General features: G+C 71.1%; 22 protein-coding genes. 13 read left to right on the top strand and 9 right to left on the bottom strand.

Annotated elements, in window-relative coordinates; genetic code table 11:
• Positions 1-260 precede the first annotated feature (260 nt).
• The gene (locus HTZ77_RS18185) at positions 261-1,790 is read left to right on the top strand and encodes an arabinofuranosidase catalytic domain-containing protein (protein ID WP_175590766.1); all 1,530 of its coding nucleotides are present in this window, start codon (positions 261-263) and stop codon (positions 1,788-1,790) included.
• 16 nt (positions 1,791-1,806) lie between these two features.
• On the opposite strand, the gene HTZ77_RS18190 is transcribed toward HTZ77_RS18185, so the two are convergent.
• From HTZ77_RS18190 to HTZ77_RS18205, 4 genes are read right to left on the bottom strand one after another with little or no spacing between them, the layout of a single operon-like run.
• Positions 1,807-3,003: a mandelate racemase/muconate lactonizing enzyme family protein gene (locus HTZ77_RS18190; protein WP_175590767.1), complete on the bottom strand. Its 1,197-nt coding sequence runs from the start codon at positions 3,001-3,003 to the stop codon at positions 1,807-1,809.
• 1 nt (position 3,004) lies between these two features.
• Positions 3,005-3,832, bottom strand: coding sequence for a carbohydrate ABC transporter permease (locus tag HTZ77_RS18195; RefSeq protein WP_175590768.1), 828 nt, complete (start codon positions 3,830-3,832; stop codon positions 3,005-3,007).
• Positions 3,832-4,785, bottom strand: coding sequence for a carbohydrate ABC transporter permease (locus tag HTZ77_RS18200; protein WP_205302763.1), 954 nt, complete (start codon positions 4,783-4,785; stop codon positions 3,832-3,834). Before HTZ77_RS18200 ends, HTZ77_RS18195 begins: the two co-directional genes overlap by 1 nt.
• A 28-nt stretch (positions 4,786-4,813) precedes the next feature.
• Positions 4,814-6,091 (bottom strand): ABC transporter substrate-binding protein, encoded by a 1,278-nt coding sequence (locus HTZ77_RS18205; protein WP_175590770.1) that lies wholly within the window; start codon positions 6,089-6,091, stop codon positions 4,814-4,816.
• A 131-nt stretch (positions 6,092-6,222) separates the two neighbouring features.
• Here HTZ77_RS18205 and HTZ77_RS18210 point away from each other — a divergent pair, with 131 nt between their 5' ends.
• From HTZ77_RS18210 to HTZ77_RS18240, 7 genes are all read left to right on the top strand, one after another.
• Positions 6,223-6,993, top strand: a complete 771-nt coding sequence (locus HTZ77_RS18210; RefSeq protein ID WP_175590771.1) for a FadR/GntR family transcriptional regulator — start codon at positions 6,223-6,225, stop codon at positions 6,991-6,993.
• A gap of 373 nt (positions 6,994-7,366) precedes the next feature.
• Positions 7,367-8,725, top strand: a complete 1,359-nt coding sequence (locus HTZ77_RS18215) for a lectin (RefSeq protein ID WP_175590772.1) — start codon at positions 7,367-7,369, stop codon at positions 8,723-8,725.
• Positions 8,726-8,827: 102 nt separating this feature from the next.
• On the top strand, positions 8,828-10,774 hold the full coding sequence (locus HTZ77_RS18220; protein WP_175590773.1) for an alpha-L-fucosidase: 1,947 nt from the start codon (positions 8,828-8,830) through the stop codon (positions 10,772-10,774).
• 23 nt (positions 10,775-10,797) lie between these two features.
• On the top strand, positions 10,798-12,546 hold the full coding sequence (locus HTZ77_RS18225; protein ID WP_175590774.1) for an RICIN domain-containing protein: 1,749 nt from the start codon (positions 10,798-10,800) through the stop codon (positions 12,544-12,546).
• A 121-nt stretch (positions 12,547-12,667) separates the two neighbouring features.
• The gene (locus HTZ77_RS18230; protein WP_175590775.1) at positions 12,668-13,573 is read left to right on the top strand and encodes a helix-turn-helix domain-containing protein; all 906 of its coding nucleotides are present in this window, start codon (positions 12,668-12,670) and stop codon (positions 13,571-13,573) included.
• 72 nt (positions 13,574-13,645) lie between these two features.
• A complete protein-coding gene (locus tag HTZ77_RS18235; RefSeq protein WP_175590776.1) occupies positions 13,646-14,536 on the top strand; it encodes an AraC family transcriptional regulator in 891 nt (296 codons plus the stop codon).
• 60 nt (positions 14,537-14,596) lie between these two features.
• Positions 14,597-15,790, top strand: a complete 1,194-nt coding sequence (locus tag HTZ77_RS18240; protein ID WP_175590777.1) for an epoxide hydrolase family protein — start codon at positions 14,597-14,599, stop codon at positions 15,788-15,790.
• A 28-nt stretch (positions 15,791-15,818) separates the two neighbouring features.
• Here HTZ77_RS18240 and HTZ77_RS18245 read toward each other — a convergent pair whose 3' ends face one another.
• From HTZ77_RS18245 to HTZ77_RS18255, 3 genes are read right to left on the bottom strand one after another with little or no spacing between them, the layout of a single operon-like run.
• Positions 15,819-16,847: an alpha/beta fold hydrolase gene (locus tag HTZ77_RS18245; RefSeq protein ID WP_175590778.1), complete on the bottom strand. Its 1,029-nt coding sequence runs from the start codon at positions 16,845-16,847 to the stop codon at positions 15,819-15,821.
• 35 nt (positions 16,848-16,882) lie between these two features.
• Positions 16,883-17,383 carry a DinB family protein gene (locus HTZ77_RS18250; protein ID WP_175590779.1) on the bottom strand — a complete coding sequence of 167 codons (501 nt, stop codon included), beginning with the start codon at positions 17,381-17,383 and terminating at the stop codon, positions 16,883-16,885.
• Between the two features lie 42 nt (positions 17,384-17,425).
• Complete coding sequence (locus HTZ77_RS18255) at positions 17,426-18,052, bottom strand: class I SAM-dependent methyltransferase (RefSeq protein WP_175590780.1); 627 nt, start codon at positions 18,050-18,052, stop codon at positions 17,426-17,428.
• An 87-nt stretch (positions 18,053-18,139) separates the two neighbouring features.
• On the opposite strand from HTZ77_RS18255, the gene HTZ77_RS18260 reads away from it, so the two are divergent.
• The gene (locus HTZ77_RS18260) at positions 18,140-18,733 is read left to right on the top strand and encodes a helix-turn-helix domain-containing protein (RefSeq protein WP_175590781.1); all 594 of its coding nucleotides are present in this window, start codon (positions 18,140-18,142) and stop codon (positions 18,731-18,733) included.
• A gap of 18 nt (positions 18,734-18,751) precedes the next feature.
• Here the strand turns inward: HTZ77_RS18260 and HTZ77_RS18265 are convergent, their stop codons facing one another.
• A complete protein-coding gene (locus HTZ77_RS18265; RefSeq protein WP_175590782.1) occupies positions 18,752-19,702 on the bottom strand; it encodes an SDR family NAD(P)-dependent oxidoreductase in 951 nt (316 codons plus the stop codon).
• A 23-nt stretch (positions 19,703-19,725) separates the two neighbouring features.
• Positions 19,726-21,147: an MFS transporter gene (locus HTZ77_RS18270; protein ID WP_205302765.1), complete on the bottom strand. Its 1,422-nt coding sequence runs from the start codon at positions 21,145-21,147 to the stop codon at positions 19,726-19,728.
• A 91-nt stretch (positions 21,148-21,238) separates the two neighbouring features.
• Between HTZ77_RS18270 and HTZ77_RS18275 the strand changes: the two genes are divergently transcribed.
• The 4 genes from HTZ77_RS18275 to HTZ77_RS18290 all read left to right on the top strand — a co-directional run.
• Entirely contained in the window at positions 21,239-21,829 is a 591-nt protein-coding gene (locus HTZ77_RS18275) for a TetR/AcrR family transcriptional regulator (RefSeq protein ID WP_175590783.1), read from the top strand.
• Positions 21,830-21,896: 67 nt separating this feature from the next.
• Complete coding sequence (locus tag HTZ77_RS18280) at positions 21,897-23,318, top strand: serine hydrolase domain-containing protein (protein ID WP_205302766.1); 1,422 nt, start codon at positions 21,897-21,899, stop codon at positions 23,316-23,318.
• Positions 23,319-23,356: 38 nt separating this feature from the next.
• A complete protein-coding gene (locus HTZ77_RS18285; protein WP_175590785.1) occupies positions 23,357-24,076 on the top strand; it encodes a MerR family transcriptional regulator in 720 nt (239 codons plus the stop codon).
• A gap of 98 nt (positions 24,077-24,174) precedes the next feature.
• The coding region (locus HTZ77_RS18290; protein ID WP_175588630.1) for a helix-turn-helix domain-containing protein at positions 24,175-24,385 on the top strand (211 nt) is incomplete at its 3' end.

A 24,385-nucleotide genomic window follows, 5' to 3' on the forward strand; every position in this document is an offset into this window, starting at 1 on the left:
CGGCCGGGACGTGCGCCCGCGCGGGCGGCGGATGAACGTTTCATCGGGGCCCGGCCCGGCCGAGCGCGGGCCGGGCCGATGAGCGCCACCGGGCGAGCCTCTCGCCGAGTCCGCACAGGGTGGAGCCTTGACAGGGGCCCGCCCGTCGTATGTGCTTCGCCGTACACCGCCGTCTGCCCTCCCATCCGACCCGTGTGTCGTCGAATCGATTCGACAGGGCGACCGGACTCCGAGCGGCCCTCCCCCAAGGAGCACCCCCCATGCGACCTTCCTCCGTTCCCTTACCGGGCCGTGCACCGCGTGGGCGGCGCCGTCAGGCGGCCGTCGTCGCGACCGTCACGGCGGTGCTCGCGGCGCTCGTCGCCACAGCCTTGACCTGGTCGGCGCCGGCCTCGGCGGCGACCACGCCACTGGTGGGCGCGGGATCGGGCCGGTGCCTCGACGTCAGCGGCGCCTCCCAGGCCAACGGCGCGCAGACGCAGATCTGGGACTGCAACGGTCAGTCCAACCAGCAGTGGACCTCCACGAGCTCCGGTGAGCTGCGGGTCTACGGCGGCAAGTGCCTGGACGTCAACGGCGCGGCCACGGCGGACGGCACCACCGTGATCATCTGGGACTGCAACGGCCAGAACAACCAGAAGTGGCGCCTCAACGCCGACGGCACCGTCACCGCCGTCGGGGCGAACAAGTGCCTCGACGTGGCCGGCGCCGGCACCGCCAACGGCACCAGGATCCAGATCTGGACCTGCCACGGCGGCGCCAACCAGAAGTGGACCACCGGAACCGGCCCCAGTCCGACCCCCACCCCGACCCCGCCGCCGTCCGGCGCGCGCCCGTGCGACATCTACGCCTCGGGCGGCACGCCGTGCGTGGCCGCGCACAGCACGACCCGGGCGCTCTACGGCTCCTACAGCGGCAACCTGTACCAGGTCAGGCGTTCCTCCGACAACACGACCCGCGACATCGGCGTCCGCACCTCCGGCGGCGTCGCCGACGCCGCGGCGCAGGACTCCTTCTGCACCGCCACCACGTGCGTCATCACGGTCGTCTACGACCAGTCCGGGCGGGGCAACGACCTGTGGTACCAGGGCTCCAGCGTGGTCCCCGGCTCCCCTCAGAGCAGGCCCGCCATCGCGACGACCGAGTCGCTCACCGTCGGCGGCGCCAAGGTCTACTCCCTCTACATCAACCCCGGCAACAGCTACTGGCGGGACGGCCACCTGACCGGCGTCCCCACGGGCAGCGCGCCCGAGGGCATGTACATGGTGACCAGCGGCACGCACGTCAACGGCGGTTGCTGCTTCGACTACGGCAACAGCGAGACCACCAGGAAGGCCGACGCCGCCGGCGCCATGGACGCCATCAACTTCAGCACCCAATGCTGGTTCGGCGGCTGCCAGGGAGGCGGCCCGTGGGTCCAGGCCGACCTCGAATGGGGCCTCTACCCCGGCGGCAGCCAGTCGTGGAACCCCAACCAGCGGGCCTTCCCCCACAAGTTCGTCACCGCCACGCTGAAGAACAACGGCACATCCCGGTTCGCCATCAAGGGCAGCAACGCCCAGTCCGGCGGTCTGTACACCCTGTACGACGGCCCGCTCCCCAACGGCTACAGCCCGATGAGGAAGCAGGGGGCCGTCATCCTGGGCAGCGGCGGCGACTGCTGCAAGCCCGACGGCGGCGCCAACCTCAGCGCGGGCACCTTCTACGAAGGCGCCATGGTCGCCGGCTACCCCACCGACGCCGTGGAGAACGCCGTCCACGCCGACGTCATCGCCGCCGGCTACCGCTGACCCGCATCATCACCGGTCAGTCGCGGAAGGCGCCGTCCCGTCCCGGTGACCGCTCCGGCCGGAAGCCGTCGGCCACCGCCAGCAGCCGTCGTCCGGCGTGCTCCGGCCGGATGTGCGGGCCCTCGGCGGCCCTGGCGTCCGGCCGCGGGAGGTCGGCGTCGAAGGCGCGCTCGTCGAGGGTGATGCCCAGGCCCGGCGCGTCGCCGAGCACGAAGGAGCCGTCCTCGACGTACAGGTCGAGCGAGATCCCCCACGGCGGGCGCAGGTCCTGAAGCTCGCTGGCCAGGTGGTTCGGCACCGACGTCGCGGCGTGCAGCAACGCGACCGGTGTGGTGCCGATCGGGCTCACCGGCAGGTCATGGGCGTGCGCCAGGGCGGACACCCGCAGGAAGTGGGACACCCCCCACACCGCGGCCGTCTGCACGATGTCGACCGCCCCCGCGGCCAGCAGCGGACGGAACTGTTCGAGCCCGGTGAGGTTCTCCCCGGTGGCGACCGAGGCGCGCACGCCACGGCCGACGGCGGCCAGGCCCTCGGCGTCCCACCGCCGCACCGGCTCCTCGATCCAGGTGAGATCCAGGGTGCGCTCCAGCTCGCAGACGTGCCGGACCGCCTGCTTGCGGGTCCATGCCTCGTTCACGTCCAGCATGAGCCCCGGCCGCGATCCGCGCCCGGCCTCGGTCAGGACGTCGCGTACCAGCGTCAGGCGGCGCCGGTCGCGTTCGATGTCCAGGCCGCCCTTGATCTTGGCCGCGCGCAGGCCGTGCTCGGCGTAGGCCCGGTAGACCGAGACGAGCTCGTCGTCGGTCAGGCCGATGTCCAGGCCCGAGGCGTAGGCGGGCACCGTCCTGTCGCGTCCGCCCAGCAGGCGCCAGAGCGGTTCGCCGGCCGCCTGCGCCTTGATGTCCCACAGGGCGGTGTCGAGCGCGCCGATCGTGCCGAACACGGCGCCCGCGTGCCCCGCCTTGAAGGTATGCCGCAGCATGCGGTCGTAGAGCGCCGTCACGCCGCGCGGGTCCTCGCCCTCGATCGCGGCGAACACGGCGTCGATCTGCACGTGCGGCCCGAGGCCGACGCCGGTGATGCCCTCGTCGGTGTCCACCAGGACGATCGGCACCGGGACGGTCCCGTCGGCGAAGACGCCGTTGGCGTCACCGACCGGGCGTCCCCATTCCTGGATCGTCGTCGCGGTCCTATACCCCGTGATCCGCATGTCAGCCCTTCGTGGAACCGGCGGTGACGCCTTCGGCGATCTGGCGCTGAAGGAACAGATAGAGCATCAGCACGGGCACCGCCGCGATCAGGACTCCCGAGGCGAAGGTCGGGATGTCGTCGGAGTACTGTCCGCGCAGCGAGTTGACCCCGATCATGAGGGTGCGATGCTCGGGCGACGGCATCATCAGCAGGGAGATGAGCACGTCGTTCCAGCAGAACAGCATGTCGAGGATGCCGACCGACAGCAGCGCCGGCACGCCCAGCGGCAGCATGATCCGCCGGTACACGCCGTACACCGTGTTCCCGTCGATCCTGGCCGCGTCCACGATCTCCGCCGGGATGGTCCGATAGTGGCTGGTCATCAGGAAGACGGTGAACGGGAGGAACTGCGCCACGTAGGCCAGGATCAGGCCCGGATAGGTGTCGACGAGGCCGGTGTCCGCCATGATCCTGGTGAGCGGCACCATGATCACCTGGAACGGGACGAACAGTCCCGCGAGACAGCCCAGGTAGATCAGCGACGAACCGCGGAAGCGCAGCCGGCTCAGCGCGAAACCCGCCATGGAGCCCAGCAGCAACAGCAGTGCCACGGCGAACGCCACGACGACGAAGGAGTTGGCGAAGTACCGCGCCATTCCGGCGCCGGCCCACGCCTCCGCGAGGTTGTCCCAGCGCAGGGAACCCGCCGGGGCGAACCGGTCGAGGACGTACTCGCGCCGGGTCTTCATCGCGACGTTCGCGGTGAACAGGAGCGGATAGACCGTCACCAGCGCGAGAACGGCCATCGGAACGGCGGCCGCCCACCTGGCCGGACGCATGCCCGGCATCAGTCCTGCCGTCCCGCGCGGCGCAGCAGGGTGATCTGCGCGAGCCCCACCACGAGCATGACGACGAAGAGGACGGTCGACGCGGCCGAGGCGAGCGCCGGCCGGTTCAGCTGTCCCTGCTGGTGCCAGATGTAGTACTCCGGCAGGTAGGTCGATCCTTCCGGACCCCCGCTGGTCATGACGAAGAGCAGACCGAACATGGACGTGAGCATCCCGATCAACGTGGTCACGAAGACGAACTGGATGGTGCGCGTCAGGCCCGGGATGATCACGTGCCTGACGACCTGGCCGAGCGACGCGCCGTCCACGCGGGCGGCGTCCAGCAGCGACGCGTCCAGGGTGCTGAACCCGGCGAGGAACACCACCAGAGCCATCCCGAACGTCGCCCAGACGTGCACGCCGGTGACCGTGAACATGGCGATGCCCGGGTCGCCGAGCCAGTCGACCGGGCCGACGCCGACCGTCCCGAGGGCGGCGTTCACCGGGCCGTCGAACCCGAGCATGAGATTGACGATCGCGCCGACGATCACCGGTGAGAGCACGGCGGGGAAGAAGTAGACGCCGCGGTAGACCCGGTGGCCCGGCACGCGCAGGTAGATGAAGGTCGCGAGCAGGCCGGGGATCGCCACCGCCACGGGAAGCAGCAGCACCAGCAGCCCGACGTTGCGCAGCGCGGTGCGGAACAACGGGTCGCCGGCCAGTTCCAGGTAGTTGCCCAGACCGACCGGGGTCCCGTTGTCCGCGCCGTCACCCGTGAAGGAGTAGTTGACTCCCAGGACGAGCGGCCACAGCCGCAGCGTCACGAGGATCAGCACGGCCGGGGCCACCAGGACGTAGGGCGCGAGGCGTTCGGCGCGCGCCCCACGGGAGGCGGTCCGGGTGGCCGGGCCGCCCCCTCCGCCTTGCTTCGTCCCCGCGCCGTCGGCCCGTCCGGAGCCGGCCGGGCGGACCAACGGCGACGAACCTCGCAGCGGCACGCGATCAACCCGCCCGGTCGGCGGCAGCCAACTGCTCCACGGCCTTGTCCACGGTGGCCGACCCGCTCAGGAGCTGCTGGGACAGCCTTCCCATCAGGTCCAGGGTCTTGGCCGACAGCGCGACGTGCAGGGCGGGCCGGCCGGTCCTGATCTCGGGCACGATCGCGGCGACGGCCGGGCCCGCCCGCGAGACGTCGATCGTCGTGTCCGAGCTGATCGCGCCGGCCGCGGAGGAGAAGGCGGCCAGGGCGTCGGCCGAGGTCAGGGAGTGCACCAGGTCCGCGGCCAGCTCCGGGTCCTTCGTCCACCGGGCGACCGCGTAGCCGATGCCGCCGTCGTACGGCAGGCTCGGGGTGGCTCCGCCGGTCACGACGGGGGCCCGCATGACGCCGAGCTTGTCGGGCGGCAGGAACTCGCCGAAGTCCTTCCAGTGCCCGACGTCCGACATCAGGCCGATGATGTGGGCGGCCTTACCGCTCTCGAAGACCCTGAAGACGTCCGTGAACATCGCGGTGGAGTTGGCCCCGTCGCTGTTCAGCCCCTTGTCGCCGGCCTCCTTCCACAGCTCGAAGATCCGCCTGACGTGGGGAGAGCTCCAGTCGCGCTTCCCGGCGATCCAGTCGTCGTACTCCTGTGGCGTCAGGATGCCGGAGCCGAGGCCGGACATGAAGAACTGGATCCCGAAGCCTTCCTTGTTGCCGAGTGCCAGGCACGCGGCGCCGGTCGCCTTCTTGACGGCGGAGCAGGCGCGGACGAACTCGTCCCAGGTCCTGGGCGGGTTGGCCGGGTCGAGGCCGGCCTTCTCGTAGAGCGTCTTGTTGTAGTAGATCGGGTGGCCCTGCAGGGTCACCGGCGCGGCGTAGATCTTGCCGTCCTTGGTGAACGCGTCCCAGCCCGCCAGCCGGCTCCTGTCCTGGGCCACGTGCTGCTCCAGGGGCAGGAGCGAGTCGACCCGGTCGCGGATCTGCCCGCCGCCGTTGAACAGCATGACGTCGGGCCCCTTCCTGGACTGGGCGGCGGTGCCGAGCAGGGTGTAGTACTGGTCGAACGGCTGGGCGACGAACTCGACGGTGACGCCGGGATGCCGCCCGGCGAAGTCGGCCTTCACCTTCTCGACGTAGGTGGCGGTCGCCGCTTCACCGGACTTCCAGTCCCAGACCACGAGTTTCCGCTGCTCCTGCTGGGGGCCTCCGGACGGGGAAGCCGGCCGGGCCGCGCTTCCGCAGCCGGCCAGGACCAGCGCCGCGACCATCACGGCCGACCACAACACTCGCTGCTGCATAGCTGCTCACCTTCCGAGAGCGGCCGAGCTTTTACCGGCCGAAACGTAACTCGTATGACGTCTTACGTCAACAGTAGGCACGTATACTGGCGCGGTGGTCGGCGCTGTGCCGCAGGCCACCGGAGGGGAACATGACGGCATCGCAGGAGGCCGCCGGCGGTGTCCCGGCGCCACCGGCCTGGGTACGACGCCCGGCCACTCTCGCGCGAGCGGTGACGGCCGAGCTGGTGGAGCGCATCGTCCGTGGCGTGCACCCGCCCGGGACGGCGCTGCCCCCCGAGCCCGCGCTGTGCGAAGCCTTCTCCGTGAGCCGCACCGTCGTCCGGGAGGCCGTGAAAGTCCTGCAGGAGAAGGGGCTGGTCCAGGTCCGCCAAGGCGCCGGGACCATGGTGAACCCCCCGGCGATGTGGGACATGCTCGACGAGCTCGTCCTCGCCGCGACGATCGCCGAGGACGAGAGCCTGGCGATCCTCGACGACCTCGTCGTCACGCGGCGCGTGCTGGAGTCCGACATGGCCAACGTCGCCGCCCGCCTGGCCGGCCCGGACACGGTGGAGCGGCTGCGCGCGCTGGTGGACCGCATGGACGAGCTGGTGGACGATCCCGTCACGTACGCCGACAGCGACCGCGCCTTCCACGACACGATCATGCAGACGTCGGGGAACCGCATCGCTCGCGGCGTCGTACGGGCCCTGGAGAGCCAGGTCATCAACACCGCGCGGTACATGGGCCGGACCGAGCGGGCCCTGTGCGTGGCGTCGAACCTCGGCCACCGCCGCATCTACGAACGCATCGCCGCGCACGACCCCGACGGCGCCGCGGCGGCGATGTTCCAGCACATCACCGAGGCGTGGCTGGTACGCCGCAGCGGACCGGCCGATCCCGTCCGGCTGCGGCGCTAGCGCCGGCACATCCGACCGGTCGGTCCAGCCCGCCGCCCCACGGCCGTGCCGCCGGCTCGACCGATGCGAAACGATTCGACGCGGGCGGTGAAAGTTTCACGACAGCGCGCCGACGGTGACCACGACCGCCTCCCCTGGCCAGCCGCCGGAGCGCCGGCCCTCTCGCGGCGAGGCCCCGTGAACCTCGGGAGGCAGCCGCTTGACAGGTCCCGCCACGGTCATATTTGCTCCGCTGCACCATCGCCCTCCAGCCGGCCGGAAGAACGGAGACCTCCGATCATCGCGGTGTTGTGAGCGCTAACATCAGAAAGGCGGCAGAAATGGCTCCTCCATTGACCTGTGTCCCTCTGAGAACGGCGAAGGAGCGCGGGTGATGTCGCGGCACAGAGCGCTTCTCACCGCTGTCGCGACCGCGGCACTGCTCGTCCTCGGCGTGACGCAGGCGGCGCTGGGCAACAGCGCGACCACGTCGCCCACCGGGACGAGCGCCGCCGCGGGCACCGCGGGATGCGGCAAGTCCCCGACGCTGAGAAGCGGCCCCCAATCGATCACGACGAGCGGAAGGAATCGCACCTTCATCCTGCGGATCCCCGACAACTACACCAACACGACGCCCTACCGGTTGATCTTCGGGTTCCACTGGAACGGCGGCACCGCCAACGACGTCGACTCGGGCGGGACCAGTGGATATCCCTGGTCCTACTACGGGCTCAGGGCACTGTCGAACAACACCGCGATCTTCGTCGCGCCCCAGGGCCTCAACAACGGCTGGGCCAACTCCGGCGGCGAGGACATCACCTTCGTCGACGACATGATCCGGCGGATCGAGGCGGACCTCTGCGTCGAGACCACCCAGCGCTTCGCCCTGGGCTTCAGCTACGGCGGCGGCATGAGCTACGCCCTCGCGTGCGCCCGGGCGACGACCTTCCGCGCGGTGGCGGTCTACTCGGGCGGGCAACTCAGCGGATGCAGCGGCGGCACCGAGCCCATCGCGTACATAGGGCTGCACGGCCTCAGGGACCCGGTGCTCAACATCTCCGCGGGCCGGTCGCTGCGTGACAGGTTCGTCAGGAACAACGGCTGCACCCCCCAGAACCCGCCGGAGCCGGCGCAGGGCAGCCTGACACACGTCGTCACCTCCTACTCCGGGTGCCGGGCCGGCTACCCGGTCGCGTGGGCGGCGTTCGACGCCGGTCACACCCCCGGCCCGGTCGACGGGAAGTCCGGTGACCTCGAACCCGGCGAGAACTCCTGGACCAGGCCAGTGGTGTGGAACTTCTTCGCGCAGTTCGGAGGCAGCGGTCCGACGCCGACTCCCACGGTCACCCCGACGGTCGATCCGCCGGCGACGGGCGCGCTGAAGGGGGCGGGGTCGGGCCGGTGCCTGGACGTCAGCGGCGCCTCCCAGGCCAACGGCGCGCAGACGCAGATCTGGGACTGCAACGGCCAGTCCAACCAGCAGTGGTCGGCGACCGCGAGCGGTGAGCTGCGGGTCTATGGCGGCAAGTGCCTGGACGTCAACGGCGCGGCCACGGCGGACGGCACCGCGGTGATCATCTGGGACTGCAACGGCCAGAACAACCAGAAGTGGCGCCTCAACGCCGACGGCACCATCACCGCCCTCGGGGCGAACAAGTGCCTCGACGTCTCCGGCGCCGGCACGGCCAACGGCACCAGGATCCAGATCTGGACCTGCCACGGCGGCGCCAACCAGAAGTGGACCCGCCTCTGAGCATCCCCGGCCGCACCCTCGGCAGCCGCGCGCAGAGGATCCCTCTCCTCACCCGATCGAAACCCGATCGAATCGATACGACGGTCAACATCAGGAGACAGCGTGCCCCCCACCAAGCTGTCGGCACTGCGCAGACGCACCGCCCTCGCCGGCGTCCCCCTGCTCGCCGGGGCCCTCCTCACGGCGCCCGCCCTGACCGGCACCGCCACAGCCGCCCCCGCCGTCTACGAGCCGACGTGGGCGTCGGTGGACCAGCATCCGGCCGCGCCGGAATGGTTCCAGGACGCGAAGTTCGGCATCTACTTCCACTGGGGCGCCTTCGCCACACCGGCCTTCGGCAGCGAGTGGTACCCGCGCAACATGTACGTCGGCGGCTCCGCGGAGAACAACCACCACAGGAACGTCTACGGCGATCCCGCGGCGTGGCCGTACCACAACTTCATCGACGGCGCGCGCGACAAGGCCGGCAACCGGGTCCAGTTCGCGCCCAAGCTCAAGTCCGCGGGCGGCACCTTCGACCCGGACGAGTGGGCCCAGCTCTTCGCCGACTCCGGGGCCAGGTTCGCCGGCCCGGTCGCCGAGCACCACGACGGCTTCTCCATGTGGGACAGCCAGGTCAACGAGTGGAACTCGGTCGGCCGAGGCCCCAAGCTGGACCTGCTGCGGATCTTCGCCGACGCGATCCGCGCCAAGAACATGAAGCTGCTGGTCGCGATGCACCACGCGTACAACTTCACCGGCTACTACGACCGCGTGCCGGCGCAGCCGACCACGTCGCTGAAGAAGCTCTACGGACAGCTCGGCCCGGCCGCGCAGAACCAGCTCTGGTACGACAAGCTGAAGGAGGTCGTCGACAAGGCCCGGCCCGACATCCTCTGGCAGGACTTCAACCTCAGCCGCGTCGACGAGTCCAGGCGGCTCGACTTCCTGTCGTACTACTACAACCAGGCCAACGCGTGGGGCAAGGAGGTCGTCGCCACCTACAAGGACGGCTTCACCAACAAGGGCGAGGTCTTCGACTACGAGCGCGGCGGCCCCGCCGACATCCAGTACCCGTACTGGCTGACCGACGACGCCATCAGCAGCTCGAGCTGGTCCTACACCAACGGGATCGGCTACTACAGCGCCCCCGCGATGCTCCACTCGCTGATCGACCGGGTGAGCAAGAACGGCAACATGCTGCTCAACGTCTCCCCCATGATCGACGGCACCATCCCGCAGGGCCAGCGGGACATCCTGCACGCCATCGGGACCCATCTCCGGCGCAACGGCGAGTCGATCTACTCCACCCGAGCCTGGACCGTCTACGGCGAAGGTCCCACCAAGATGGGCGGCGGCTCGTTCACCACCCCGCGTCCCGGAACGGCCAAGGACATCCGCTACACCCGCAGCAAGGACAACACCGTCCTGTACGCGACCGTGCTCGGGTGGCCCGGCAACGGCGCCACCCTCGACCTCGCGTCCCTGGCGAGCGGCAGGGTGGACCTGTCCAACCTGAGCAGGACCGAGCTGATCGGCGACGCCGCCGGCACGTACATCGACCTGCCGACGCGCGCCCAGGACGCCGGCGGCCTGCACATCACGCTGCCCGGCCAGCCGTACTCCGCTCTGGCCTACGTGGTGAAGCTGACCTTCAACGGGCCGATCAAGGTGCCCTCTGGGGCGAACGGCGCCCTGCGCAACGTCAACGCCGGCAGGTGCCTGGACGTCCCATCCCTTTCCCAGACGAACGGCACCCAGGTGGCGCTGTGGGACTGCAACGGCCAGTCCAACCAGCAGTGGACCTCCACGAGCTCCGGTGAGCTGCGCGTGTACGGCGGCAAGTGCCTGGACGTCAACGGCGCCGGCACCGCCGACGGCACCGCGGTGATCATCTGGGACTGCAACGGCCAGAACAACCAGAAGTGGCGCCTCAACGCCGACGGCACCATCACCGCCGTCGGGGCGAACAAGTGCCTCGACGTGGCCGGCGCCGGCACCGCCAACGGCACCAAGGTCCAGATCTGGACCTGCCACGGCGGCGCCAACCAGAAGTGGACCCGCCCCTAGCCCGTTCTGTCGAAGGAGTGTGAATGGACACCTCGGGTAACCGGCGGCGCGGACGCCGTCGCCGCCTGGCAGCGCTGCTGTCCATCGGTGCGCTCGTCATCGCAGCCGTCCTCTCGCCCGCCGGGCCGGCTCAGGCCGCGGACGAGTCGATCAGCGTGAACTTCTCCGCCGCGGGCGGGTCCCCCACCTACCGGGCCTCCGGGTGGATCTACGGGATGACCGAGAACGCGGCCAACCCCCCGGACCACTTCTTCACGGAGGTGAAGTTCCGCTCGATGCGGGCCGGCGGGGCGCAGCTCGACAGCCCCGGCGGCTGGGTGTCGGGCAGGTACGACCGCCGGTGGAACGCCACCCGAGCGCAACTGCTGCGCACGAGAGCGCTGGGCGGCGAGTTCGTCCTGCTGGTCCACGACCTGTGGGGCGCCGACGGCTATCCGATCTCGCGCTTCCCGGGCGACAACGGCGACTGGAGCGACTACGACGCCTTCCTCACCCGCCTCATCAACGACGTGCGGTCCACCGGCGTCCCGGTGGAGTGGGACCTCTGGAACGAACCCAACATCACCCTGTTCTGGAACCGTCCGCAGTCGCAGTACTTCGCCATGTGGAAGCGTGCGCATCAGCGCATCCGGGCCGCCTTCCCGACGCACCTGATCGTCGGGCCGAGCTGCGCCTGCGTACCGGCGACGGGCGGCTGGTGGACCCAGTACCTCGACTACGTCAAGGCCAACGACGCGGTCCCCGACATCGTCAGCTGGCACGCACTGCCTGGCGACCCGGTGGCGAACGCCGCCACGGCCGACAACACGCTCGGCTCCCGCGGTATCCCCCATCCGCGGCCGTACCAGATCAACGAGTACGGCGCCGCCAACGAGCAGAACCCGGGTGACGGATCCTGGTACATCGCACGTCTGGAGCGGGCCGGCGCGGACGGCTTGCGCGCCAACTGGGCGGGCGGCGCGAACCTGCACGACGATCTCGCCAATCTGCTGATCCGCGACTCGGCGGGCCGGTACCAGCCCAAGGGCGAGTGGTGGGTCCACCGCTTCTACGGGACGCAGACCGGCCAGATCGTCTCCGTCACCCCCAGCAGGTCCTACGACGCGTTCGCGACCAAGGCCGACGGGAACGCCAAGATCCTGGTCGGCGGCGGCAGCACGACGGGCAACGTCGCCGTCGACCTGCAGCGCCTGGACGCCACCAGCGGCGTCGTGCGGAACAACCAGGTGCGGGTGGTCACCCAGCGCATCCCGTACAACGGAGGCGGCGCGGTCTCCGGCCCGGTCACCGTGCAGGACTCCACCGTCACCTTGTCCGGCACCGGCACGACGGTCAACCTCCCGCACGTCAGCGCCGACGACAGCTTCACCATCACCCTCCTGCCCCCGGGCGCTCCACCGGCGGCGCAGACGCTTCAGGGCGTGGGGTCGGGCCGGTGCCTGGACGTCAGCGGCGCCTCGCAGGCGCAGATCTGGGACTGCAACGGCCAGTCCGGCCAGCAGTGGACCTCCACCGGCTCCGGCGAGCTGCGGACGTCCAGTGGCAAGTGCCTGGACGTGAACGGCGCGGCCACGGCGGACGGCACCGCGGTGATCATCTGGGACTGCAACGGCCAGAACAACCAGAAGTGGCGCCTCAACACCGACGGCACCGTCACCGCCGTCGGGGCGAACAAGTGCCTGGACGTGGCCGGCGCCGGCACCGCCAACGGCACCAAGGTCCAGATCTGGACCTGCCACGGCGGCGCCAACCAGAAGTGGACCCGCACCTGACCGGGCCGGCGGCGAAGCCTCGCTCTCGGCGGACAGTACGGCTTCTGCCAGTGAAGGCGCTGGTCAAAGGTGTACTGACAGGGCATCCCACCGGGATGGCGGGCGGCCTAGCCTGGGGAAGGTGGACAACCGCAGTCAGATCCGTGAGTTCCTGACCTCCCGGCGCGCCAGGATCAGCCCGCAGCAGGCCAGGCTGCCCTCCTACGGCACCCGCCGGGTCCCCGGGCTGCGCCGTTCCGAGGTCGCCCAGCTCGCCGGAGTGAGCGTGGAGTACTACTCCCGCCTGGAACGCGGCGACCTGTCCGGGGTCTCCGACCACGTCCTCGACGCTCTGGCCCGCGCGCTGCGGCTGAACGACGCCGAGCGCACCCACCTGGAGGATCTCGCCCGCGCCGCGGGTCCCGGCCCGCGGCGGCGGCGCCGTCCCGCCCCGAACCAGGTGCGGCCCTCGGTGCAGCGGCTCCTGGACGCCATGACCGGCGCCCCGGCGTTCGTCATGAACGGCCGCGGCGACATCCTGGCCACCAACGCCCTCGGCCGCGCCCTGTACGCGCCCATGATCGACGCGGCCCGCGGCGCCACCCCCAACCACGCCCGGTTCATCTTCCTCGACCAGCGCTCCCACCAGTTCTGGGGCGACTGGGAACGCGCCGCCGACGACACCGTCGCCCTGCTGCACGCCCAAGCCGGCCGCGACCCCTACGACAAGGACCTCACCGACCTCGTCGGCGAGCTGTCCACCCGCAGCGACGACTTCCGCGCCCGCTGGGCCCGTCACGACGTCCGCCAGCACCACCTCGGCGCCAAGCCCTTCCACCACCCTGTCGTCGGTGACCTTCACCTCACCTACGAATCCCTCGACCTGGCCGCCGACGGCCTCGTCCTGGTGGCCTACGGCACCGAACCGGGCAGTGACTCCGAGGACAAGCTCCGCCTCCTCGCGAGCTGGGCCAGCACGCCCGGCCGCGACCGGCGCCCGGCGTCCCACGCCACGGACACGACCGACCCGCTCGGCGGCGTGTCCTGAGGCTCGGGCCGGTGGTCCCGGAGCGACGCCGGGGCATCCTGATCTCCGGCCCATGCGGCTAGCCTCGGTCGCATGGTGTTCGACTCCGCTCAGTTGGATCTCCAGCCCTATGCCGGTTTCGACATGGATCGCTACGTCCGGCGGACGCGCTGCAGCTGGGAGGATCTCGGCTGGCAGTCCTTGCTCGCGCAGCGGTTCGACCACGTCCCGCTGGTCGAGGACATGGAGTTGCCGGCCACGGCGGACCTGCACCTGATCCTGCCCGTAGGAGGCCGGGCCGTGATCGAGACGCGGACCGGTGGGCGATGGAGCCGCCACACCTGGGCGCCGGGGCGGCTCGAACTGGGCATCCCGGACCGGCCGGCCCTCCGCCGCTATCGCGCGGACGGCCCCTTACGCAGCGTGCAGCTCCACATCCCGCGCCGCACCGTCGAACGGACCGCGGAGCAGCTCGGTGGCCGCGCGGTGGACTACGCGAGCATGGCCGCGTCCGTCGCCGCCGGAGATCCGCTGATCGAGGAGACCGTCCGCGCGGTCGGCGCCGCGGACGAGACCGGCGACCTGTACGCCGAGTCCGCGGCCGCCTTCCTGGCCGTGCACCTGCTCACCCGCCATGCCCGGCTGCCCGCCCGGCGGTCGCCGGCGCGGGAGGACGCGCGCGTCCGCGCGGCGATCGCCGTCATGCGTGACCGGCTGGCCGAACCGCTCACCCTGGCCGACATCGCGGACGAGGTGTATCTGAGCGTCTATCACCTCGTTCGCGTGTTCAGCAGAGCGACAGGAGAGACGCCCCACCGGTTCCTGATCCGCTTGCGGATCGAGAAGGCGCAACGGCTGCTGCGGGACACCGACCTCACGATCGCCCAGATCGCGCCGCTCTGCGGTTTCGCCAGTCCCGGCGCCCTGTCGACGGCCTTCCTGCGGCACACCGGCACCCGTCCCTCGGCCTACCGCAATTCCTGACCGTTTTCCCGGCAATCTCCGGCATGGATTCGGCGGTGGTTCGTTCCTAGGGTTTCGATCATGTCGGAGAACACAGTGACAACGCCTGACATCGAGCCCTTTCCCCTGCGCATTCCCGACCGCGACCTGGCGGACCTGCGGGCCCGGCTCGACGGGGTCCGGCTTCCCGAGCGGGAGACGGTGCCGGACGCCACGCAGGGTATCGAGCTGGAGCGGCTGGGGACGCTGCTGGACACCTGGCGGGAGCACGACTGGCGGGCCAGGGAGAAGCAGTGGAACACGATTCCGCATTACCGCGTGCTGCTCGACGGCCTGCGTATCGCGTTCTGGCACGTGCGCTCACCCGAGCCCACAGCGCTCCCCCTGGTGCTGACCCACGGCTGGCCGGGTTCCGTCCTCGAGTTCGAGAACCTCCTCGGGCCGCTCAGTGACCCGGTCGCCCACGGCGGCTCCGCGAGTGACGCCTTCCATCTCGTCGTCCCGGCCCTGCCGGGGTTCGGGTTCAGCGAGCGTCCCCGCGAGCGCGGCTGGAACCCCGGCCGCACGGCGCGGGCGTGGGCCGAGCTGATGACCGTGCTCGGCTACGAGCGGTTCGGCGCGCACGGCGGGGACTGGGGCGCGTTCGTCAGCACCGAACTGGCGCGCCTGGCGCCCGAGCGCGTCGCCGGCCTGCATCTGACGATGCCGCTCGCCTCTCCCCTGCCGGACGACCGGATCTCGCCGGACCCGGCGGAACGACGCATGCTGGAGCGGCGCGACCTGCATCTCGCGGACGGATACGGATTCGGGATGATCATGAACACCCGCCCGCAGACGCTCGGCTACTCCCTGCTCGACTCCCCCGCCGGCCTGGCGGCGTGGCTCGGCGAGAAGTTCGCCGCCTACTCCGACACCCGGCCGGAGGCCGGCGGCGGGGTGAGCCTGTCGCAGCAGGTGGACGACATCGCCCTGTACTGGCTGACCGGGACCGGCGCCTCCAGCGCTCGCTGGTACTGGGAGGCCATCCGGTGGGTGCCGCGCAGCGCCGAGGAGGAGAACGCGCAGCCGGTGACGGTGCCCACCGCCTGTTCGCTGTTCCCGGCCGAGCCGTGGCCGACCGCCCGGCGCTGGGCGGAGCGCCGGTACCACGACCTGCGGTCATGGCACGAGCTGGACCGCGGCGGCCACTTCCCCGGTCTGGAACAGCCGGATCTGCTGGTCTCCGAGATCAGGGACGCCTTCCGACCCCTCCGCACCCATCAGGGAGCACGCTGAAGGACCTCCGGTCCCGGACGAACCGGACTCATCCGTCGAGGAAGCGCGCCAGCTCCGCGGCGACGAACCGCGGATTCTCCTCGACGAGCCAGTGCCCCGCGCGCGGCACGTCCACCGCGCGCACGATCGTGGTCAGGCGCGGGGCCACCGTGGCCCGGATGGCCTTGACCTGCCCCTGGGCGGCCATGAGCAGGGTCGGGACACGGACCGGCGCCGCCGCCGCGGTGTCGCGGACGTCCTTGTCGAGGGCGCGGTAGAGCTCGAAGCCGCCCGACAGGACCGCCGGCCGGCGATAGGTCCGCGCGAACTCGTCGATCTCGGCGTCGGTGAACGGCGACCGCTCGGAGGTGCCGCCGAACGCCGTGCCGCCGAACGAGACCTGGGGGTAGAACAGCGCCAGGTACTCACGGACGTCGTCGCCCACGACCGCCTCGGGGACCCGTCGCTGGGAGTGGAAGGCGATGTGCCAGCTCAGCGAGCGGTACGTGCGCGCGTCGATCGCGGGCCCGGGCAGCGGCAGGTCGAGGTAGCCGAGGCGGGCGGTGTCGGCGGGGAACTGGCTGGCGTACTGGAAGGCCACCGCGGCGCCGAAGTCGTGCCCGACGACCCGGGCGTCACGCACCCCGAGCCGGTCGGCGATCAGCTTGTGCACGTATCGCGCCAGCGTGGCTTTGTCGTAGCCGGTCGGTGAGCCGGTGCTGTCGCCCAGCCCGGGAAGGTCCACGGCGTAGACGGTGTGCTTCTTGGCCAGCTCCGGCATGATCGGCCACCAGCCGTACCAGGTCTGCGGCCAGCCGTGGATCAGCACCACCGGCGTGCCGCTGCCGCCGGTCACGTAGTGCATGCGGACGCCGTCGACGTCGGCGAACTCGTGCCGGAAGGTCTTGCCGAACCGGGGATCCTTCTGCGTGGCGGCGGCGTAGGAGGGAACGTCGGCGGCTGACGGCGTGGCACAGGCCGCGGTGCCGGTCGTGAGCAGGAGGGTGAGCGTCGCGGCCGCCACCAGGTGCGCGGATCGCAGGAAGCGGCGCGACGACGGAAGAATTGCGGTGATCATGGAGTCCTGTCCGGAGTAGATAGGGGGAAGGTGGGTCAGCGCCCGGTCGCGCCGTCGATGAGTTCGCGGAGGATGTCCGCGTGGCCGGCGTGACGGCCGGTCTCCTCGATCATGTGGGTGAGGGCCCAGCGGACGCTGGGGGCGGGGCGTCCCGGTCGCGGCCGAGGGACCGGTGCGCCGGGATCGGTGCACCCGTCGAGCAGTGCGTTCGCGCGCTCGACCGTCTCCCGGTAGCGGGCGACGACGTCGGCCACGCCGTCCGCCGGCGCGGCATGGAACGTCGCCTGCCAGTCGGTGACGTCGTCCCCGAGGAACATCGAGCGTTCGACGAACGTCAAGTGGTTGAGCAGGCCGAGCAGGTTGGTGCCCGACGGCACCGCGGCCGCTCGCGCCTGGCGTTCGGGGGCGCCCTCGACCTTCGCGGCGACCGAGGCCCGGAGGTAGTCGAGGAACGCGCGCAGGGTCTCGGTCTCGTCGCCGCCGGTCCGGGGCGGCGGGGTGTCGCCGCGGGGGCCGCGGCGCGCAGTGCTGGGCACAGCGGTTTCCTTCCTTCGTCGGGAGGGGTTCCGGTCGCCGGGTCAGGCGGTGCGCCGGATGAGGAGGACGTGGTCGGTGACCTCGGCGGTGCGGCCGTCCGGTCCGGTCGCGATCCGGCGGGGCGTGTCGGCCCGCTCGACCGTCCAGGTCGCCGGGTCGAGGGCGAGTCCTGCGGCGACCTCCTGCGGGCTCGGATACCGGGCTTCGGGGTCCTGGTTCCACGACCACGGCGCGGCCGAGCCGTGGTCGACGACCAGCAGCCGCCCGCCCGGGCGCAGTGCGCCCGCGGCGGAGCGCAGGACCGTTGCCCGGTCCAGGTCGTGGGGGGTGTGCAGGTAGTGGGCACTGATCAGGTCGAATCCGCCCCGCGGGAAGGACGCGTGCACGTCGTGGCGCACGGCGACGATCCCGTCGCCCAGGCCGCGTGAACGGGCGAGGGCGGCGAGCCGTTCGACCGCCACGGCCGAGATGTCGACGGCGGTGACGTGCCACCCCTGGCCGGCGAGCCACAGCGCGTCGCCGCCGTCGCCGCATCCGAGGTCCAGCGCGTCGCCGGGCGGCAGGCTCGTCACCGTCTCGGTGAGGCGCGGGTTCGGCCGCGGGTCGGCGGCGGCCGGGCGGCTCGCGTAGACGCCGTCCCAGAACGTGCCCGCTTCGGTGGTGCTCATCAAGGCTCCTTCCGTCGATGTGCGCTCAGTCTCGCCAGGAGCACCACGATCTGGCACGAAATCTTGCGGTTCTGGCAAGATGGCCCCGTGGATCGTGAGACGGACGACGTGCTGGACGCGGTGGGGCCGAGGCTGCGTGCGCTGCGTCGTGACCGCGGCATCACCCTCGCCGCCCTCGCGGCGACGACCGGGGTGTCGGAGAGCACGCTGTCCCGGCTGGAGAGCGGGCAGCGCCGGGCGACCCTGGAGCTGCTGCTGCCGCTGGCCCGGACCTACGACGTTCCGCTGGACGATCTCGTCGGCGCCCCGCGCACCGGCGACCCCCGGATCCACGTCAAGCCGATCAGCCGGTTCGGGATGACCTTCATCCCCCTGTCCCGGCGGCCGGGCGGGGTGCACGCGTTCAAGATGATCATCCCCGCCCAGCCGCGGCCGCTCGAACCGACCCCGCAGACTCACGAGGGCTTCGAATGGCTGTACGTGCTCAACGGTCGCCTGCGGCTCGTGCTCGGTGAGCGGGACCTGACGTTGCCGCCCGGCGAGGCGGCCGAGTTCGACACGTCCTTGCCGCACTGGCTGGGCAGCGCCGACGGCGGCGTGGTCGAGCTTCTCATCCTGTTCGGCCTGCAAGGGGTGCGGTTGCACGTACGCGCCGACTCTCACGGCGGGACCCGGCGGTGAACCCGATCGACCGTCGGCTCACCTGAGGGTCGAGCTCGGATCGAGGCCGGTCAGGGCGGCGGTGGCGGTCCACAGGCGCGCCGCGAGTGCGGTGTCGGCCAGGTGACCCTGGACGGGTTCGAGAGCGGGCAGGCCGCGGATGCCGAACACCCGAGGTCCCCAGAGCTGGCCGCCGCGTACGGACGGGTCGAGGACGGCCCGCACGGCGGGCCAGGCGGCGGCCTCCTTGCCCTGCAGGAGGAGGCCGGCCGGCAGGCCGCGCAGTCGTTCGCCGGTGGTCCGGAGGCGGACCGGCGGGCGCGAGGGGGTGAGGGAGTCGAGCGCGCCGCCGGGGTGGGTGATCACGCTCAGCGTCGTGCTGCCGGCGGCGCGCAGGCGGCGGTCGAGTTCGAAGCCGAAGAGCATCTGCGCGAGTTTGGACCGTGCGTAGGTGCGCTTCGGCCGGTAGTCGCGGGTGCTCTGGAGATCGTCGAGGTCCAGGCTCTCGGACTTGGCCGTGAAGCTGCCGGTGGTGACGACGCGGCTCGCGGGTGCGGCCGCCAGCAGGGGCGCGAGCCACGAGATCAGCACGTAGTGCCCCAGATGGTTGGTGGCGAACATCAGCTCGTGGCCCTCGCTCGTCTCGCGCCGCGGCGGCTGGTCGAGCAGCACCCCGGCGTTGCAGACGACCGCGTCCAGTCTGTCCAGCCGCAGGGCGTCCACGGAGGCTTCGATCGAGGAGAGGTCCGCGAGATCCAGGCGGATGTGGCGGACGTGCGCGCCGGGGACGCGGGCGCGGATCGACACCTTCGCGGCTTCGGCCCTGGCGGTGTCACGGCAGGCGAGGACGACGGTGGCGCCGGTGCCGGCGAGCTGTTCGGCGACGAAGTATCCGATGCCCGCGTTGCCGCCGGTGACCAGGACGTTCTTGCCCTCGGCGCGCGGCGGGCGTCGTACGTTCCAGGGGGCCGGGTGGTGGAGGGAGGACATGGTCGGGCTCCTTACGGTCTGCGTCAGTGCTGGAGTTCTTCGGGTGCTCGTCTGGGCATCAGGGTCACGGCCGGGACGGTGACGGCGGTGAGGGCCACGACGGCGACGAGGCTGGTCGTCATGGCGTGGCCGAGGCCGGAGCCGGCCGACTGGAAGAAGATCGAGGTGACGGCGGCCGAGCCGATCCCGGCCGCCAGTTGCTGGATCGCCGACAGGGAGCCGCTGGCGCTGCCGGCCTCGTCGGGGTCGATGTCGCCGATCGCGACGTCGAAGATCGTGCCGTAGCAGGCGCCCATCCCCAGGCCGGTGAGGAAGACGGCCGGTGCGAGGGCCCACAGGCTCAGGTCCGTGCCGGAGGCCGTGACCAGGGCGAGCAGCCAGCCGCAGCCGACCAGGATGACAGCCAGGCCGAGGAGGACAAGGGTGCGGCCCAGCTTCCTGATCAGCGTCATGCATGCCGCCGAGGCCACGATGATGCCGACGGTCATCGGCAGCAGCCCCAGGGAGGCGTCCCGCGCCGAGGCGTGCAGCCCTTGCTGCAGGAACAGGGACAGGACGTAGACCAGACCGGTGGTGGCGGCGAAGACGATCAGCCCGACGAGCAGGCCGGAGCCGAAGCCGCGGTTGCGCAGCAGGGACGGCTTGAGCAGCGGATCGGTGGCGGTGCTCTGCCGGCGGGCGAAGGCGGCCAGGAACACCAGGCCGGCGGCGACCGAGAGGATCGGGACGGCGGTCCAGCCGTCGCCCGACCCCTCGACCAGCCCGAGGAGCAGGCCGAACATGGCGGCGGCGAGCAGCCAGGAGCCCACCCCGTCCACGCCGGTGGACGCGTCGCCGTCGTCGGACGGCAGCAGCCGGACGGCCAGGACGAGGCCGAGGCCGCCGAGCACCAGGTTGACCAGGAAGATCGGGCGCCACGACAGCCCGGCGAGGTCGGCGTCGATGACGAACCCGGCCAGGATCGGACCGCCGACCGAGGCGGCCCCCAGCAGGGGCCCGAACAGCGCGAACGCCCTGGTGAGCATGTCGCGCGAGAACGTCTTGGTCATGATCGCCATGCCTTGCGGGATCAGGAGCGCGCCGAACGCGCCCTGTGCGCCGCGGGCGAGGATCAGCAGGGCGGGGTCGGGCGAGAGTCCCGCCACGGCCGAGGCGATCGTGAAGCCGCTCATGCCGATGAGGAACAGCCTGCGCTGGCCGTACTTGTCGCCCAGTCGCCCGCCGACCACGAGCAGGACGCCCATGGCGAGCATGTAGGCCGACCCGAGCCACTTGATCAGGCCCTCGCCGCCGTGCAGTTCGGCGGTGATCGTGGGCGCGGCGATGTTGGTGACCGTGGCATCGATCATGTCGAGGGCGTCGGCGAGCAGCACCAACCCCAGGATCGCCCACATGCGCCGGGGGGACCCGGTCGCCGGGGGGCCGACGGTCGCGGGGGTTGCCATGACGTACCTCCACGCGAAACAAATCTGAACTGACTCAGAAACTATAATCACTATAGATTCAGATGCGTTCCAGGTTCGGTACGATGAGGACATGGCGACGACGATGGGGCGCCGCGAGCGCAAGAAGGCACAGACCCGCAGGGCGTTGTCGGAGGCCGCGCTGCGGCTGTTCGGCGAGCACGGGTACGACGGCGTCACCGTCGCTCAGATCGCGGACGAGGCGGACGTCTCCATAGCCACCCTGTTCGCGCACGTGCCGGACGGCAAGGAAGCCCTGATCTTCGACGACGGCGCCGAGCGGCATGTCTGGCTGGTCGCCGCGCTCCGCGACCGGCCCTCCGGCCAGCCGGTGCTGGAGGCCCTGCGCCGCAGCATGGCGGCCCGGGGACCGTTCACCGACGATCTCCCGCCCGAACTGCGGCGCAAGCGCGACCTGATCGTCAGCACGCCCGCCCTGCGGGAATACTCACGCAAGCTCTGGATAGCCAGTGAGGGAGCCCTGGCCGAGGCGATCGCCGCCGAGAGCGGCCGCGATACGTCCGACATGACCGTCCGCGCTCTCGCCCGCTACGTCCTGGAGATCCCCGAGCTCGCGGGCGCGGAACCCGACCCCCTGGCCGCGCTGAACGCCATCTTCGACCTGCTCGCATCCGGCTGGCCCGAGTCGCCGGAAGAAGCCTGACCGGGCCCCCGAGTCGCCGGGATCCGGCTTGACCTTGCCCCAGGGGCAAGGCTCGACGATGCTCCGCATGAACACCAACGCACTGCGCACCGTCGAAGCCCGGATCCGCGACCAGATCGCCGCCTCCTGCGAGTCCGACAACATTCCAGGGTTCGTCGCCGGCGTCCACCACGCCGGCGAGCAGATCGTCGTCGCCCACGGCACCGCGAACGTCGCCACCGGCGCGCCGATGCTCGACGACACCGGCTTCCTCTTCGGCTCCGTCACCAAGGTCATGACCACCACGCTGGTCCTGCGGCAGGTCGAACGCGGACTGCTGGACCTCGACGCGCCGGTGGTGAAGTACCTTCCCGACTTCGCCCTGGACTCGCCGGGCGCGGCGGACAAGCTCCTGGTCCGGCACCTGATCTCCCACACCAACGGCATCGACGCGGACCTGTACTTCCCCGACGCCAAGGGCCGCGACGCCCTGAAGACCTACGTCGACGGTCTCGCGAGCAACTGCGGCACCCTGTTCGAGCCCGACGAGCAGCTCAGCTACTCCAACGGCGGCATGATCGTCGCGGGCCGGCTGCTGGAGGTGGTCACCGGCCTGCCCTTCCACGACCTGCTCGCCCACGAGATCTACGGCCCGGTCGGCATGAAGGACTCCGGCACCTCGGCCGAGCAGGCCATCCTGCGCAGCACGGCGGTCGGCCACTTCCTGGACCCCGAGACCATGACGGCCAAGCCCACGACCATGTTCACCCTGCCCGACACCTGGGGACCGGCCGGCGGCACGCCGATCGGCTCCGTCGCCGACCTGCTCGCCTTCGGACGCACCCACCTCGCGGGCGGTGTCTCCCCCTCCGGCGTCCGCGTCCTGTCGGCCGAGTCGACCGCCCTGATGCGGCAGGTCGCGTACGACATGGAGAGCCCGAACACCCCGCCGATGGGCATGGGCTGGGTGCTGTACCCGTTCGGCGACACCACCGTGCTCGCCATGTCCGGCGCGTCGCCCGGCGGCGTGTCCATCCTGTGCGTCGTGCCCGAGCACGACCTGGTCTTCACCGCCTTCGGCAACAACCCCGGCGCGATCATGCTGCACGACCAGCTCCTGCGGTGGCTGCTGAGCGAGCACCTCGGCGTCCGGATCCCCACGCTGATCACCGAGCCGGAGGACGTCAACCTCACCCCGTACGTGGGCACCTACCGCTCCAACCAGCTCCGCATCGAGGTCAGCATCGTCGATGGCCGGCTCGAGGAGCGGACGACCTACGAACCGGCGGACGAGTCGCAGGAGCGGATCTTCACCGAGTTCGCCGGCGGCACGACCTCCGCCCCGCCGCAGCGCTACGTGCCCATCCGGCCGGGCCTGTTCGCGCCCGCCGGATACCCGCTGGAGATGTTCGACGGATACCTGCGACTGCTGCTCGTCTCCTACCACGACGTCCGCGACGGCCAGGCGCGCTTCCGCAACGGCGGCGGCCGCCTGACCCGCCGGGCCTGACCGTTCCGTACGACCCGCCGGGTGGAAGGATGTCCAACATGATCACGATTGGCCAGCTCGCGGACTACGCCGGAGTGACCACCAAGGCCATCCGCCACTATCACGAGCGCGGCCTGCTCACCGAGCCCGGCCGCGACTCCTCCGGCTACCGGCGCTACACCGCCGAGCACGCCGTCAAGCTCGTCAAGATCAGGACCTTGGCCCACGCGGGCGTGCCACTGGCCCGCGTCAAGGACCTTCTCGACGCCGACCCGGACGCGCTCACGGCATCCATCGCGGAGATCGACCACGCCCTCGAGGACCGCATCGCGCAGCTGCAGCGAACCCGCGAGCAACTCGCCCAGCTGCGCGGCGGCGACCGGCTCTTCGTCTCCCCGCAGGTCGCCGACTACCTCGACGACCTGCGCCGGCTCGGCGTCAGCGAGCGCCAGATCCACCTCGAACGCGACGGCTGGATCCTCATGCAGACCGCCTCACCCGAGGACGCCGCCCTGTGGATCGCCGAAAAACGTGGGCTCCTGGCCGATCCCGAGTTCCGCGCCCTCTACCTCGACCACGACGCCGCCTACGACTGGTCCCCGGACGATCCCCGCCTTCCCGCCCTCGCGGACCGTACCCGGACCTGGTTCGCCGACCACCACACCTGCTCCGAGACCCGCCCCGTCCCCAACCCCGCCATCGCCCGGCTGGCCGCGCAGTCCCAGCCCGGAGCCTCATCCCCGGCCTGGGACCGCCTCGCCCAGCTCATGAACGGCTAGCTGTATTGATCACGGGCGTTGTTAACAGTGGGGGTTGATCATAGGAGAGGCCTCCGGTGTGGTGTAGGTGTCGAATCTGCAGCACACACGGAGGCCTCGTGTCCCACCGTAACGCCCGGCTGACCGTTCATGGTCGCCGTCTGCTCGTTCACCGCGTCCTGTCCGGCCGCCCGGTCGCGCACGTGGCCGCCGAGATGGGCATCTCCCGGCCCACGGCCTACAAGTGGGTACGTCGATGGCGCGACCATGGCGAAGCGGGCTTGCACGACCGCTCCAGCCGGCCCCATACGACCCCGCACCGCACCGCGG

It is taken from the genome of Nonomuraea montanisoli (assembly GCF_013363975.1).
In the GTDB taxonomy this organism is placed as follows: domain Bacteria; phylum Actinomycetota; class Actinomycetes; order Streptosporangiales; family Streptosporangiaceae; genus Nonomuraea; species Nonomuraea montanisoli.